The 13,444-nt window shown below is 73.8% G+C and carries 11 protein-coding genes; 8 read left to right on the forward strand and 3 right to left on the reverse strand.

What is annotated here, in order from left to right; all coding sequences use genetic code 11:
• Window positions 1-34: 34 nt before the first annotated feature.
• From ACFYU9_RS02265 to ACFYU9_RS02275, 3 genes are all read right to left on the reverse strand, one after another.
• The gene (locus ACFYU9_RS02265; RefSeq protein ID WP_389210070.1) at window positions 35-2,104 is read right to left on the reverse strand and encodes a discoidin domain-containing protein; all 2,070 of its coding nucleotides are present in this window, start codon (window positions 2,102-2,104) and stop codon (window positions 35-37) included.
• 178 nt (window positions 2,105-2,282) lie between these two features.
• Complete coding sequence (locus ACFYU9_RS02270; RefSeq protein ID WP_389341564.1) at window positions 2,283-2,876, reverse strand: TetR/AcrR family transcriptional regulator; 594 nt, start codon at window positions 2,874-2,876, stop codon at window positions 2,283-2,285.
• Window positions 2,877-2,982: 106 nt separating this feature from the next.
• On the reverse strand, window positions 2,983-3,789 hold the full coding sequence (locus tag ACFYU9_RS02275) for a hypothetical protein (protein ID WP_389341567.1): 807 nt from the start codon (window positions 3,787-3,789) through the stop codon (window positions 2,983-2,985).
• 191 nt (window positions 3,790-3,980) lie between these two features.
• Here ACFYU9_RS02275 and ACFYU9_RS02280 point away from each other — a divergent pair, with 191 nt between their 5' ends.
• From ACFYU9_RS02280 to ACFYU9_RS02315, 8 genes are all read left to right on the forward strand, one after another.
• The gene (locus tag ACFYU9_RS02280) at window positions 3,981-6,302 is read left to right on the forward strand and encodes a collagenase (RefSeq protein ID WP_389341570.1); all 2,322 of its coding nucleotides are present in this window, start codon (window positions 3,981-3,983) and stop codon (window positions 6,300-6,302) included.
• A 71-nt stretch (window positions 6,303-6,373) separates the two neighbouring features.
• The gene (locus ACFYU9_RS02285; RefSeq protein ID WP_389341573.1) at window positions 6,374-7,537 is read left to right on the forward strand and encodes an NAD(P)/FAD-dependent oxidoreductase; all 1,164 of its coding nucleotides are present in this window, start codon (window positions 6,374-6,376) and stop codon (window positions 7,535-7,537) included.
• On the forward strand, window positions 7,534-7,845 hold the full coding sequence (locus ACFYU9_RS02290) for a (2Fe-2S)-binding protein (protein WP_389341576.1): 312 nt from the start codon (window positions 7,534-7,536) through the stop codon (window positions 7,843-7,845). The genes ACFYU9_RS02285 and ACFYU9_RS02290 overlap by 4 nt, the downstream gene beginning before the upstream one ends.
• Window positions 7,826-9,343 carry an FAD-dependent oxidoreductase gene (locus ACFYU9_RS02295; RefSeq protein ID WP_389341579.1) on the forward strand — a complete coding sequence of 506 codons (1,518 nt, stop codon included), beginning with the start codon at window positions 7,826-7,828 and terminating at the stop codon, window positions 9,341-9,343. Before ACFYU9_RS02290 ends, ACFYU9_RS02295 begins: the two co-directional genes overlap by 20 nt.
• 74 nt (window positions 9,344-9,417) lie before the next feature.
• Window positions 9,418-10,326 carry a dihydrodipicolinate synthase family protein gene (locus ACFYU9_RS02300; protein WP_389210084.1) on the forward strand — a complete coding sequence of 303 codons (909 nt, stop codon included), beginning with the start codon at window positions 9,418-9,420 and terminating at the stop codon, window positions 10,324-10,326.
• Window positions 10,327-10,387: 61 nt separating this feature from the next.
• Window positions 10,388-11,392, forward strand: coding sequence for a proline racemase family protein (locus ACFYU9_RS02305; protein WP_389341582.1), 1,005 nt, complete (start codon window positions 10,388-10,390; stop codon window positions 11,390-11,392).
• Window positions 11,389-12,456 (forward strand): proline racemase family protein, encoded by a 1,068-nt coding sequence (locus ACFYU9_RS02310; RefSeq protein WP_389341585.1) that lies wholly within the window; start codon window positions 11,389-11,391, stop codon window positions 12,454-12,456. Before ACFYU9_RS02305 ends, ACFYU9_RS02310 begins: the two co-directional genes overlap by 4 nt.
• Window positions 12,453-13,433, forward strand: a complete 981-nt coding sequence (locus ACFYU9_RS02315; RefSeq protein ID WP_389341588.1) for an ornithine cyclodeaminase family protein — start codon at window positions 12,453-12,455, stop codon at window positions 13,431-13,433. The genes ACFYU9_RS02310 and ACFYU9_RS02315 overlap by 4 nt, the downstream gene beginning before the upstream one ends.
• The last annotated feature ends 11 nt before the right edge of the window (window positions 13,434-13,444 follow it).

The raw sequence follows: 13,444 nt of genomic DNA on the forward strand, positions 1-13,444 counted from the left end.
GGCAGGCCCCTCGCCCGTGCTCGCGCTCAGCGGATCAGGAGCGGGTGACCTTCACCTCGTACAGCGAGTAGCCCCAGCCGGTGCCCCGCTGCACGCCCTGCACGCGGACGTACCGGGCCGGCTGCGAGGCGAACTCGGCCGTGTCGTAGCCGCCGTCGCCGGAGTCCGTGGACCACGCCGTCCGCCAGTTCGCGCCGTCGTCCGACAGCTCGATCCGGTAGCCACGGCCGTAGGCGGCCTCCCAGTCCAGGGTGACCCTGCCCACCCGGCGCTCGGTGCCGAGGTCGACCTGCCACCACTGGTTGTCGTTCCACTCGCTGGCCCAGCGGCTGCCGGTGTCACCGTCGACCGCGCGGCCCGGCGAGTAGTTGACGAACGGATTCCACCACTCGGTCGTGGAGGCCGAAGTCGGCTGCCCCGACGCGAGGTTGACGCCCATCTCGTGCTTCTCGGTCGCCTTCCAGGTGGTCAGGTACGACTCGGCGCCCCGCGACAGCTCGTCCACCACGCCCGGGCCGCCCGGCGAGAGCCGGATCTGCTCGATCCAGTCCGGCACGAGACCGTTGTGCGCGCCGCCGTCGGTGTTGAAGTCCCAGGTGCGCTCGCCGGTGACCTGCCGGTCGATGACCGAGCCGCCGTCGAAGCTGCGGAAGGGGTACTTCACCGCGTTCGGGGCGTTCGCGCCGACCGGCGCCGGCCAGCCGCCGACCCCGTTCATGTCGGTGCCGTAGCCGAGCCCGACGCCGTACTTCCTGCGCAGGTCGGCCTTCTGTCCGGCCTCACCGATGAAGCCCTGCGCACCGGACATGTACTGGGCGATGAAACCGCCGAGTCCGTAGACCCGGTCCGTCCAGTCCCGGTCCATCCAGCTGTGGCTGGAGATGACGCCCGGGTACTCCTCGGCCTCCAGCATGTCCAGGGCCCGGTTCGCCGCCTTGACGCTCATGTGGTCGAGCTCCAGCATCATGCCGCGCTGCATCATTCCCTTCACGGCGTACTCGCCGAGCCTGGTCAGCCCCCGCTTGTTGCACTGGGCGTCGGAGGCGTACGACGGGACGGTGACCCCGGCCGGCAGCTTCTCCGCCAGCGCGGGCAGGACGGTGGACAGCCCGATCGGGTTGTCGTGCTGCGGGCCCGCGCACTTCTCCGTGGCCCAGAAGGTGCCGGTCGACAGGAACTGGCCGATGTTCACGGCGACACCGGTCGTGCCGCTGTCGAAGCGCACACCGCACAGCGCGTTGTCGAACTTGTGGCACAGGAACATGCTGCGCACGCCGAGCCCGTACAGCTCGTCCAGGCCCTTGTCGATGTCGGCCTGCGAGCACTGCGGGACGTCCAGGATCATCTTGCAGCCGAACGGCTCCGACGTCTCCACGCCGAGCACGACCGCGAGCTTGCCCTGCTCGATCACCGAGCGGGCCTGCGCGGAGTCGGTCACGATGCGGAACCAGCCCTTGCCCGGGCCGCCGTACATCCTGTCGACGTAGTCCTGCAGCTCGTAGCTCTTGCGGGCCTCGAGCCGGATGGCGTCCATCTCGTCACAGCCGCGGTCGCGCGGCAGCAGCGAGCAGATCAGGCCGTTGGTCACCAGGTCGTTGACCAGGACCCGCTGCCCGCCGCGCCAGGCCCGCTCGACCCACGCGTAGTAGTTCTGCTGGTGGCTCAGCGACTTGTAGGCGGGCCAGTCCTTGAAGGTGGGCCAGCCGACCGGGTCGTGCTTGCCGTTGTCGCCGCCGGTCAGGTGCTCGAAGAGCGCGCCGGAGCCGTCCGGGTAGTGCTCCGGACAGTCCTTGAGCGCGTCGGCGACGCCGGCCTCGGAGAAGGTCTGGCCGCAGATCATGCGGCCGCCGAAGCCCTCGTTGGACATCAGGTGGTTGTGCGCGTCGATGAAGCCGCGCACCTTGCCCTGGGCGTCGGTCCCCTTGAACGGGGCGCCCGTGACGTTGATCTGCGAGTCGGGAGCCGGCCGGGCGGTCGGCTCCCACCAGTTGCCGCCGTCGGCGGCGGGGACCGGCCCCGCGCCGAAGACGACGGTGGCCAGGGCGATGAACAGGGACACCAGGGCGAACCGGCCGCCCGCCCCGTGTCGTGATGGTCGAATCATGGTCAGCGATGCCTTCGGTCATGGGGGATGCCGGGCTGCGAATCGCCTGCGTTGTTTCCGTGGGTAACAGGCGGCTCTCGGGCCGAGGATCGCGGCGATCGTCGAGTGAGTCAAGAGTCCGGGTCAAATGACCTGTTGATGAACCGCCGACGAACCGTCAGCGGCATCCCGCCTCCGCTCAGCCCTCGATGAGCGTGACCAGGTGGTCCGCGGTCGCATCGAGCAGCGCCTCGGCCGCCCGCTCGTCGCCGAGCACCAGATACTGCAGCGTCAGCCCGTCGATCACCGCCGCGAGCAGCCGCGCCATCACCTCCACCGGCACCTTCGGCACCACCCCGCGCGCCGCGCACACCTGCTCCACCAGCGTCGTCGCGGATGCCACGTACTGCGTGTACTGCGCCCGCGCCAGATGCTCGAAGCCGGCCTCGCGCAGCGCGTACTGGGTCAGCTCGTACGTCAGCATGTGCTCGGCCGGGTGCGCCGTCACGTGCTCCCAGTACGATCCGAGCGCGGTCCGCACGGTCTCCCGCAGCGTCCCCTTCGGCTCGACCGCGGACATCACCCGGGTCACGTAGCTGCCGGTGATCGACTCGATCGCGGCCTCCAGGAGCGCCTGCTTGGAGTCGAAGCAGTAGTGGAACACGCTGAGCGACACCCCGGCCTCGGCGCAGATCGCCCGCGTGGTCGCCCGCCCCACCCCGTCCCGCGCCATGACCCGGACCGCCGCCGCGACCAGCTGGCGGCGCCGCTCCGCCGACGGCATCCGTGCCATGCGTCCTCCTCGTGTCCGCTCCCGTCAGGGGCGCCAGGGTAACGGCAGCGGCGCCGGGCCGGGCGGGGGCGCACGCGGATGCGGCCCGGTGCGTTCCGCCTCCGGGTCAACTGCGCCACCACGGCTGCCGGATGACGTCGTCCGCGTCGCCCGCGCAGGCCAGGCCGTTCACCACGCCGCCCCCGGCGACGGCCCAGCCGACCACGCCGTCACCCTGCCGCTCCAGCTCGATGAGCCGGTCGCGGTGGGTGCCGGAACCGGTGTTCACGTCGCAGTGGACGACGCCCGTCCAGGAACGGCCGTCGAGAGCCGCCGCCAGTGAGAGGAAGGGCAGCACGGCCAGCGAGAGCACCAGACCGGCCGCCCACAGGACGTCGGCGCCGTGCTGCAGGGCGCCGGCGGGGCGGCGGCGCCGGGAAGGGCCGGCGGGCGAGCGGACGTAGCGCCCCGTGTGCTCGTCGACCAGGACGCCGAGGCGCATCGCGTACGCGAGGAGGCCGGCCGTCAGGCCCCAGGCCCAGCCGTTCAGGGCGCCGACCACCAGGGCGAGCGCGGCCGGGACGATCGCGGCTGAGGCGAGGAGGGCGGGGAGGCGGCGGCCCCGGTGGGCGGCGGCCCCGCCGCGCCTGGTGAAGGCCACGTAGGAGGCGTGGGTGGCGACGACGCCGAGGACGGTGGAGAGCAGCGGCTCGAAGAGGAACATGCCGACGACGACGTCGAGCCAGTTCTTCGGGCCCATGGTGTCGAGCGCGGCCCGCGCCTGGCTGCCGCCGCCGAGCGTCCACGACAGCTTCAGCATCGGCACGGCGAAGAGCACCGCCATCACCACCTTGTGCGCCGCGTCCGCCCGCCAGTCCGCCTGTTCCCGAAGCCGCTCCGGCGTCTGCTCCGGCGGCCGCTCCCGTCCGTCCACGCGGCGAGCCTAGAAAGCCCGGCCGGTGCCCGCCCGGAACGACCCGCCGAGAACTGGTCCTGCCGCAACCCTTGTCAGTGCAATTTCACATTACTATTTTACAGCTCAGCGCTGACGGCCCACAGTCCGTCAACTCCCGCCTGAGCCAAGGGAGTCGACCGCGCGCATCCCCCACAAGGAGACCCAGAGCCTTGCGTACCTCCCTCCTCGCCACCGCCATCGCGGTGACCGTCCTCGCCACCGCCGCGCAGGCGACGGCACTGGCCGCCCCCACCTCCGCCCCGGTCCCCGCACGGGCGCAGGCCCAGGTCCCGCCCCAGGCGCGCACCGGCGCCAACCCCTTCGACGAGGTCGACCGCCTCGCCACCGCCCGCCCGGCGAAGGCCGCCCCGGCCCCCGCCCCCGGCGGCACGAACGCCAAGCCGCGGGTCCCCGGCCCGGTCAAGGCGAAGGCCGTCACCGCCGCCCGCGCCACGCTCGCCTCCGGTGTCCCCTGCACCCTCGACGGCGTCACCGGCCTCTCGCCCGAGCAGTTCGCGGACTTCCTCGCCGACCCGGCCGTCACCGCCGACGGCTGTCTGCGCAACCTCGTCTGGACCTGGGACGCCCGCCTCGCGCCGGTCATGTCCGACGCCCATGTGCAGGCCGTCTCCCGCCGGATATCCGCACTCGCCGCGAGCCACGACGGCCGCAACACCAGCCACCTGGAGGAGATGTTCACCTACCTCCACGCGGTCGCCTACCAGGACTACTCGCGCCCGGAGATCGACATCACCGACGCGCCGACCGTCGACGCCATGCGCCGCGCCATCGCCGACTTCGCGGGCGCCGCGCGCACCTTCGACGTCACCGCCGCCAACGCCCGCACCCTGCGCGAGGCCCTCTACGCCGGCAGCGCCCCCGGCCTGCGCCAGCACCAGCTCGGCACCATCGTCAAGGTGCTCGCCACCATGGACGCCGCCCACACCGCCACCAACAGGGACGCCGACTGGGCGGGCGCCGCGCTCGCCGCGCTCTCCGTGAACTACCTGGGCGTCTACCCGGGCAACCAGGACGCCGCCTTCCAGGCCGCCGCGAAGGCCGACCCCGCCTACCGGGCCACCTTCAAGGCGTTCGCCGGCTACACCCACCTCAAGGGCACGGCCAACGCCTGGGTGGTCCGCGACGCGCTCTCCGAGTACGGCCGCTTCGGCCAGATCGCCGGACTCCAGGACGCCACCGTCGCCGACCTCGGCGGCCTGCTCCCCACCGTCGAGTCGAACTTCGGCTACGGCAGCGAGCAGTGGGGCAAGGTCGTGACCTGGCTCAACTACTTCGACGCCTGCGCGCCCTACGGCGTGTGCAAGGCCGACATCGAAAAGCGCCTCTTCCCCAACACGTACTCGTACGACAACGGCGGCATCAAGGTCCGCACCGCCCTCGACCGGGCCACCGTCGACCAGCTCTACTACGCGAGCAAGCAGGTCAAGGCGCAGTACCACCGGGTGCTCGGCACGGACGAGCCGCTGGCCGGCGACCCCAACAGCACCCTGAACATCGTGCTCTACGCCTCCCGTTCCGACTACGAGATCTACCACCCGCTGCTCACCGGCTACTCCACCAACAACGGCGGCATCTACATCGAGAACGGCGCCACGTTCTACACCTACCAGCGGCGCGTGCCGCAGGACTCCAGCCTCACCCTCGAAGAGCTCTTCCGGCACGAGTACACCCACTACCTCAACGGCCGCTGGGCGGTGCCGGGCTTCTTCGGCGAGGGTCCCTGGTACCAGGGCGACCGCACCACGGCCATGGACGAGGGCACGGCCGAGTTCTTCGACGGCTCCACCCGCGACAACGGCATCGCCGTCCGCAAGTCGCTGGTCCGCGGCATCATCAACGACACCGCCGGCGGCGGACCGCGCATGAACGTGCGCCAGCTGCTGCACGCCACCTACGACGGCGACGGCTTCCGCTTCTACAACTACGCGGGCACGTTCTTCGAGTTCCTGTGGACCGAACGCCCGGGCCTGCTGCGCGAGATGTACACCCACCTGCGCGCCAACGACGTCGCCGGCTACGACGCCTGGCGCGACCGCCTCGGCGGCGACGCCGGCCTCCAGGCCGCCTACGACCGCTTCCTGGACGCGCAGATCGCCCAGGTCGACCGGCTCTACGTGCCGAACACCACGTTCACGCCCAACGACCAGCTGCGCGACGCCACCGCCGCCGCCGTCCGCTCGTCCTTCGCCGCGGCGACGTACAACAACCCCGACTGCGTCGAGAACGGCGACCCGGGCAAGAAGCGCTTCGTGTGCACCGGCCGGATCACCGCCAACCTGGCGGACGCGAACAGCGAGGACCGGGTCTTCAAGGACATGTCCGAGACCGTGGACTACTTCATCCTGGACCGCGCGGGCGCGGCGTCCAACAACCTGGCCGACATGAACTGCTCCTTCGGCCCGGTGGAGATCTGGTCCAGCCGGGTCGCGGGCACGTCGAGCTTCCGCTGCGAGGGCCCGCTCCGCGGCTGATCACCCCTCACATCCCCGCCCAGGCCCGCGAGGGCCTGGGCACCACCTGAAGAATGTGACATATTACTGCCGTGCCCAAGAGACACTCCCTGGACGCCGTGATCATCGGCGCCGGCGTCGTCGGAGCCGCCTGCGCGTACTACGCGGCCCGCTCCGGCCTCTCCGTCGCCGTCGTCGACCGCGGTCCCGTCGCGGGCGGCACCACCGGTGCCGGGGAAGGAAACCTGCTCGTCTCCGACAAGGAGGCGGGCCCCGAGCTCGACCTCGCGCTGCTGTCCACGAGACTCTGGCGCGAACTGTCCGACGCACTCCCGCCGGACATCGAGTACGAGCCGAAGGGTGGTCTCGTCGTGGCGCCCGACGAGACCACCCTGAAGGCCCTGCGCGCCTTCGCCGAGGGCCAGCGGGCGGCCGGCGTCAGCGCGGCCGAGATCACGCCCGACGGCCTCCCGGCGCTCGAACCCCACCTCGCCACGGGGCAGGCCGGCGGCTTCCTGTACGAACAGGACGCCCAGGTCCAGCCTGCCAAGGCGGCGGCCCGGCTGCTCGCCGCCGCCCGGGTCCCGGTCCATCTCGGCGAGGAGGTCACGGAGATCCTCCGTGACGCCGCCGGGGCGATCCGGGGCGTCCGCACCCCGCGCCGCGAACTGCTCGCGCCCGCCGTGGTGAACGCGGCGGGCACCTGGGGCGGCGAGGTCGCCCGCCTCGCCGGAACGCACCTGCCGGTACTGCCCCGCAGGGGCTTCGTGCTCGTCACGGAACCCCTGCCCCGCGTCGTACGGCACAAGGTGTACGCGGCGGACTACATCGCGGACGTGGCCAGCGGCTCGGCGTCGCTGCAGTCCTCGGCGGTCGTCGAGGGCACACCGGCGGGACCCGTCCTGATCGGCGCGACCCGCGAGCGCGTCGGATTCGACCGCACGCTGTCCCGCGAGGCCCTGCGCCGCCTCGCGGCCCAGGCGGCCGCGCTCTTCCCGGTCCTCGCGGACGTCGACGTGATCCGCACCTACCACGGCTTCCGCCCCTACCTCCCGGACCACCTCCCGGCCATCGGCGCCGACCCGCGCGTCCCCGGTCTGCACCACGCGTGCGGCCACGAGGGCGCGGGCATCGGCCTCGCGCCGGCCACCGGAGCGCTGATCGCGGCCGGGCTGGCCGGGGCCGAACCGCCGCTGGACGCCCACCCGTTCCGACCGGACCGTGATTTCGGCACGCACGAAGGAGCCACCCCGTGACCACCCCGCGTGACCTCGTGGGCGGCGCCCCGCACCGCACGTACACGCTCACCTTCGACGACCGCGAACTCCCCGTCGCCGAGGGCCAGTCCATCGCCGCCGTGCTCTGGTCGGCCGGCATCGTCTCCTGGCGCGCCAGCCGCACCACGGGCGCGCCGCGCGGCGCGTTCTGCGGGATCGGCCAGTGCTTCGACTGCCTCGTCACCGTCAACGGCCGCCCCAACAAGCGCGCCTGTCTCGTCCCGGCCCGCCCGGGCGACACCGTCACCACGCAGGAGGGAACCGGCCGTGCCGCACTCGGCTGCTGAACTCGCCGTCGATCCGTCCGCCGGCCCCTCCGGCGGCCCCGTCGTCGACCCGGCCGCCGATCCGGTCGTCGACCTCGCCGTCGTCGGCGCGGGTCCGGCCGGCCTGGCGGCCGCCGTGACGGCCGCCGACCTCGGCCTGCGGGTCGCCCTGCTGGACGCGGGCGCCCGCCCCGGCGGCCAGTTCTACCGGCATCCCGCGCCGGAACTGGGCGCGGCCCGGCCACAGGCGCTGCACCACGAGTGGCGCGCCTTCACGTCCCGCGTCCGCAGGCTCGACGCGCACCGCGCGGCGCGGCGCGTCACGTACCACCCGGACCACCACGTCTGGGCGGTCCTCCCCGGATCCGGCGGCGCCTGGACCCTGCACGCCCGCACCACCGAGGACGCGCACACCGACACCGGCGCAGGCGCAGGCGGTGGCGCAGGCACCGCCACGAGCGTCACGGCCCGCTCCGTCCTCCTCGCCACCGGCGCCTACGAGCGCCAACTCCCCTTCCCCGGCTGGACGCTGCCGGGCGTGGTCGGCGCCGGGGGAGCGCAGGCCATGCTCAAGAGCGGCCTCGTGCTCCCGGGCCGCCGGATCGTCGTGGCCGGCAGCGGCCCGCTGCTGCTCGCCGTCGCCGCGTCCCTCGCGAGCGCCGGGGCGCGCGTCCCGGCCGTGGTCGAGGCCTCGGCGTACGGCGGCTACGCGAGCCACGCCGGCACCCTCCTGCGCAACCCGGCCAAGCTGCTCGAAGGCGCCCACTACGGCTCGGCGCTGCTGCGCCACCACACCCGCCTGCTCACCCGGCACGCCGTCGTCGAGGCGCACGGCTCCGACCGGGTGGAGGCCGTCACGGTCGCCCGGCTCGACCGGGAGTGGCGGCCGGTGCCGGGCACGGGCCGCCGCGTCCCGTGCGACGCGGTGGCCGTGGGGCATGGCCTGGTCCCGGAGCTGTCGCTCGCGACGGCCCTCGGCTGCGCGACCCGCACCGCCGCGGACGGCACGGTCGCGCTTGACCTCACCGACGAGCTGCGCACCTCGGTGCCGGGCATCTGGTCGGCGGGCGAGACGGGCGGCATCGGTGGCGCTCAACTCGCGCTGTGCGAAGGCGAGTTGGCTGCCCACGCCATCGCGGGGCGCGCCCGCGCGGCGGCCGCCCTGCGCCGCCGCCGCATCCGCCTGCGCGCCTTCGCCGACGCGATGGCCGCCGCGCACCGGCCGGGCGCGGGCTGGACGGAGTGGGTGACCGCGACGACGGACGTGTGCCGCTGCGAGGAAGTCCCGGCGGCCCGTATCCGCGAGGCGGTCGACGAGCTGGGCGCGCGCGACGCGCGCACCGTCAAGCTGCTGACCCGCGCCGGCATGGGCTGGTGCCAGGGCCGGATGTGCGGCCCGGCGGTCGCGGCGCTGTCGGGGGCGGGCTCGGCCCCGGGCTCGTGTCCGGCCCCCGACCGGCGGCCGCTGGCCTGCCCGGTCCCGCTCCGCCACCTGGCGGATCTTCCGGAAACGACGTAACCCACTCTCGTACGCGGTCTTGTGGCCGCCCTGTGGAAGTCAGTAAAATGTCACACACTACAAAGGAGCTGTCGATGAGCGTTTCCACCTGGAGCACCACCCGTCCCTGGCGCGGCATCATGGTCGCCACCGCCCTGCCCCTCCGCGACGACCTGTCCGTCGACTACGACGCCTACGCCGAGCACGTCCGCTGGCTGATCGAGAACGGCTGCGACGGAGTCGTACCCAACGGCTCCCTGGGCGAGTACCAGACCCTCACCGACGAGGAGCGCGCCCGTGTGGTGCGCACGGCCGTCGAGGCGGCCGGCGACGGGGCCCGCGTGATGCCGGGCGTCGCCGCCTACGGCAGCGCCGAGTCGCGGCGCTGGGCCGAGCAGGCCGCCGAGGCGGGCGCGGGCTCCGTGCTGCTGCTGCCGCCGAACGCCTTCCGGGCCGACGAGGCCGCCGTGCTCGCCCACTACGCCGAGGTCGCGGCCGCCGGTCTGCCCGTCGTCGCGTACAACAACCCGATCGACACCAAGGTCGACCTCACCCCGGCCCTCCTCGCCCGGCTGCACGCGGCGGGCCACGTCGTCGCCGTGAAGGAGTTCAGCGGCGACGTCCGCAGGGCGTACGAGATCGCCGAACTCGCCCCGGAACTCGACCTGCTGATCGGTGCCGACGACGTCCTCCTGGAACTGGCCCTGGCCGGTGCGGTGGGCTGGATCGCCGGCTACCCCAACGCCCTGCCCGGCTCCTGCGCCGAGCTGTACCGCGCCGCCGTCGCCGGCGACCTGGCCACTGCGCTGCCGCTCTACAAGTCGCTCCACCCGCTGCTGCGCTGGGATTCCAAGACGGAGTTCGTGCAGGCCATCAAGCTCTCGATGGACATCGCGGGCCGCACCGGCGGCGCCACCCGACCGCCCCGTCTCCCGCTGACCGGCGCGGCGGAGACGGCCGTGCGCTCGGCCACCGAGAAGGCCCTGGCCGACGGCCACCACTGATCCGACGGCCCACCACCGACCGGAACAGCCGCCACCACTCACCGGAAGCAGGGGGAGACCCATGCGCACGCGTCACATCTTCCACGCCGTGGACTCGCACACCGAGGGCATGCCGACCCGGGTGATCACCGGGGGAGTCGGGGTGATCCCCGGCGCCACGATGGCCGAGCGGCGGCTCCACTTCATCGAGCACCTCGACCACCTCCGCACCCTCCTCATGTACGAGCCGCGCGGCCACGCCGCCATGAGCGGCGCCATCCTGCAGCCGCCCACCCGGCCCGACGCCGACTACGGCGTGCTGTTCATCGAGGTGTCGGGCCTCCTGCCGATGTGCGGCCACGGCACCATCGGCGTCGCGACCGTCCTCGTCGAGACCGGCATGGTGCCCGTCACCGAGCCCGTCACCACGGTCCGGCTCGACACCCCGGCCGGCCTCGTCAGCGTGGACGTCCGGGTCGAGGACGGCGCGGCCACCGCCGTCACGCTCACCAACGTGCCCGCCTTCAGCGTCGGCCTCGACCTCAAGGCCGAGGTCCCCGGCCACGGCACCGTCACCTACGACCTGGCCTACGGCGGCAACTTCTACGCCTTCGTCGACCTCGACTCCCTGGGCCTGCCCTTCGACCGGGACCGCAAGGAGGACCTGCTGGCCGCCGGCCTCGCGCTCATGGACGTCGTCAACGCGGGCCCGGACCGCCCGGTGCACCCGGAGGACCCGGCCGTCGCCGGACTGAAGCACGTGTACCTGGCCGCTCCCGGCTCCGACGCGCGCCGCTCCCGGCACGCGATGGCGATCCACCCCGGCTGGTTCGACCGCTCCCCGTGCGGTACGGGCACCAGCGCGCGGATGGCCCAGCTGCACGCGCGCGGGGAACTGCCGCTGCACACCGACTTCGTCAACGAGAGCTTCATCGGCACCGAGTTCACCGGCCGCCTCGTCGGCGAGACGACCGTCGGCGGCCGGCCCGCCGTCGTGCCGACCGTCACCGGCCGGGCCTGGCTCACCGGCACCGCCCAGTACTTCCTGGACCCGACCGACCCGTTCCCCGGAGGCTTCCTGCTGTGAGCACCGTGCGCCCCACCGAGGTGCGGACCACCGACTACCACACCGCGGGCGAACCCTTCCGGATCACCGACCTCACCGCCGCCGACGCGCCGCTCCCGTGCCCGCCCGGCGACACCGTCGCCGAACGCCGTGCCAACCTGCTCGGCCCCGGCGGGGACGGCACGGCCCCGCGCCCCGGCCTGCCGCACGAGGAACTGCGGCTGCTGCTCGCCCGGGAGCCGCGCGGCCACTCCGGCATGTACGGCGGGTTCGTCGTGCCGCCGGACGACGACGGCGCCCACTTCGGCGTGGTGTTCTGGCACAAGGACGGCTACTCGACCGCCTGCGGCCACGGCACCCTCGCCCTCGGCGCCTGGGCCGTCGACTCCGGCCGGGTCGCCGCGCCGGACGACGGCGACGCCCAAGTCCGCATCGACGTGCCGTCCGGCCGGGTCACCGCCACGGTGCACCGCGCCGGCGGCCGCACCACCGGCGTCACCTTCCGCAACGTCCCGGCCCGCGTCACCGGCCGCGGCGTGAAGGCCGACACCAGCCTCGGCCCCGTCGAGGTGGACCTCGCCCACGCCGGCGCCTGCTACGCCTCGCTCCCGGCCCGCGCCCTCGGCCTCACCGTCGACCGGGCCCGGCTCCCCGGACTCGTCCGCGCCGCGGGCGAGATCAGGGCCGCGCTCGCCGGCCACCCGGCGACCCTGCATCCCGCCGGGCCCCTGCTCTCCGGCGTGTACGGAGTGACCCTGTACGAGGAGCTGCCGGACACCCCGGCAGGGCCGCGCCAGCGCAACGTCACCGTCTTCGCCGACGGCCAGATCGACCGCTCGCCCTGCGGCTCGGGCACCTCCGCCCGGCTCGCCCTCCTCGCCGAGGACGGAGCCCTGGAGGAAGGCCGGGAGCTGACCCACGAGTCCGTCATCGGCACGGTCTTCACCGGCCGGCTCGTGCCCGGCGCGGCCACCGGCCAGGTCGCCGGCCTCGTCACCGAGGTCACCGGCAGCTCCCACCGCACCGGCGAGCACCGCTTCACGCTCGACCCGGACGACACCCTCGGCACGGGATTCGGCCTGTGACCCCCGCCCTGCTCCACCTCGACGCGCAGGCCGTACGGCGGCTGCTCTCCCCGGCCGGGGCGGTCGCCGCGCTCGCCGAGGCGCTCCGCCTGGGAGTCGACCCGGAGACCGGACCGGGGCGCACCGCACTGCCGGTGCCCGCCGGCGAACTGCTCCTCATGCCCGCGGCCGCCGGCTCCTGGGCCGGAGTGAAGATCGTCGGCGTGGCGCCGGACAACCCGGCCGCCTTCGGGCTGCCCCGCATCACCGGCAGCTACCTCCTCCTCGACGGTCCGACGCTGCGCCCGCTCGCCCTGCTCGACGGCGCCGCGCTCACCACCCTGCGCACCCCGGCGGTCTCCGCCCTGGCGATCCGTCATCTCACGCCCGAGCGGGGCGAGCTGCGGCTCGTCCTGTTCGGCACCGGCCCGCAGGCGTACGCGCATCTCGAAGCCGTCCTCGCCGTACGGGACGTGGCGGAGGCGGTCGTCGTCGCACGCGACGCCGAGCGCGCCCGCCACGGCGCCGAGCGGCTCGTCGCCCACGCCCGCGGCCTCGGCGTGCCGAAGGCCCGTACCGGCACGGCCGCCGACGTCGCCGGCGCGGACCTCGTGCTCTGCTGCACCACGGCCCGCACCCCGCTCTTCGACGGGCGGCTCGTGGCGCCCGGCGCGACGGTCGTCGCCGTCGGCTCGCACGAGCCGGACGCCCGCGAGACCGACACGGCGCTCGTGGTCCGCTCCGCGGTGTACGTCGAGTCGCGTGCCGCGGCCCGGCGCGAGGCCGGGGACCTGCTGATCCCGCAGGCCGAGGGCGCGATCGGCCCGGAGCACATCGCCGGCACCCTCGCCGAACTGGTCGGCGGCCGGGCGGCGCCGCCGGATCCGAAGGCGCCACGGCTGTTCAAGAGCGTGGGCATGGCCTGGGAGGACCTGGCGGTGGCCGTCGCCGTGTACCGCGCGGCGACCTTGGCACACGGCACCGACAGCGAAACGTGACATTGTACGCT

The organism is Streptomyces sp. NPDC004327 (assembly GCF_042873935.1).
Classification (GTDB): domain Bacteria; phylum Actinomycetota; class Actinomycetes; order Streptomycetales; family Streptomycetaceae; genus Streptomyces.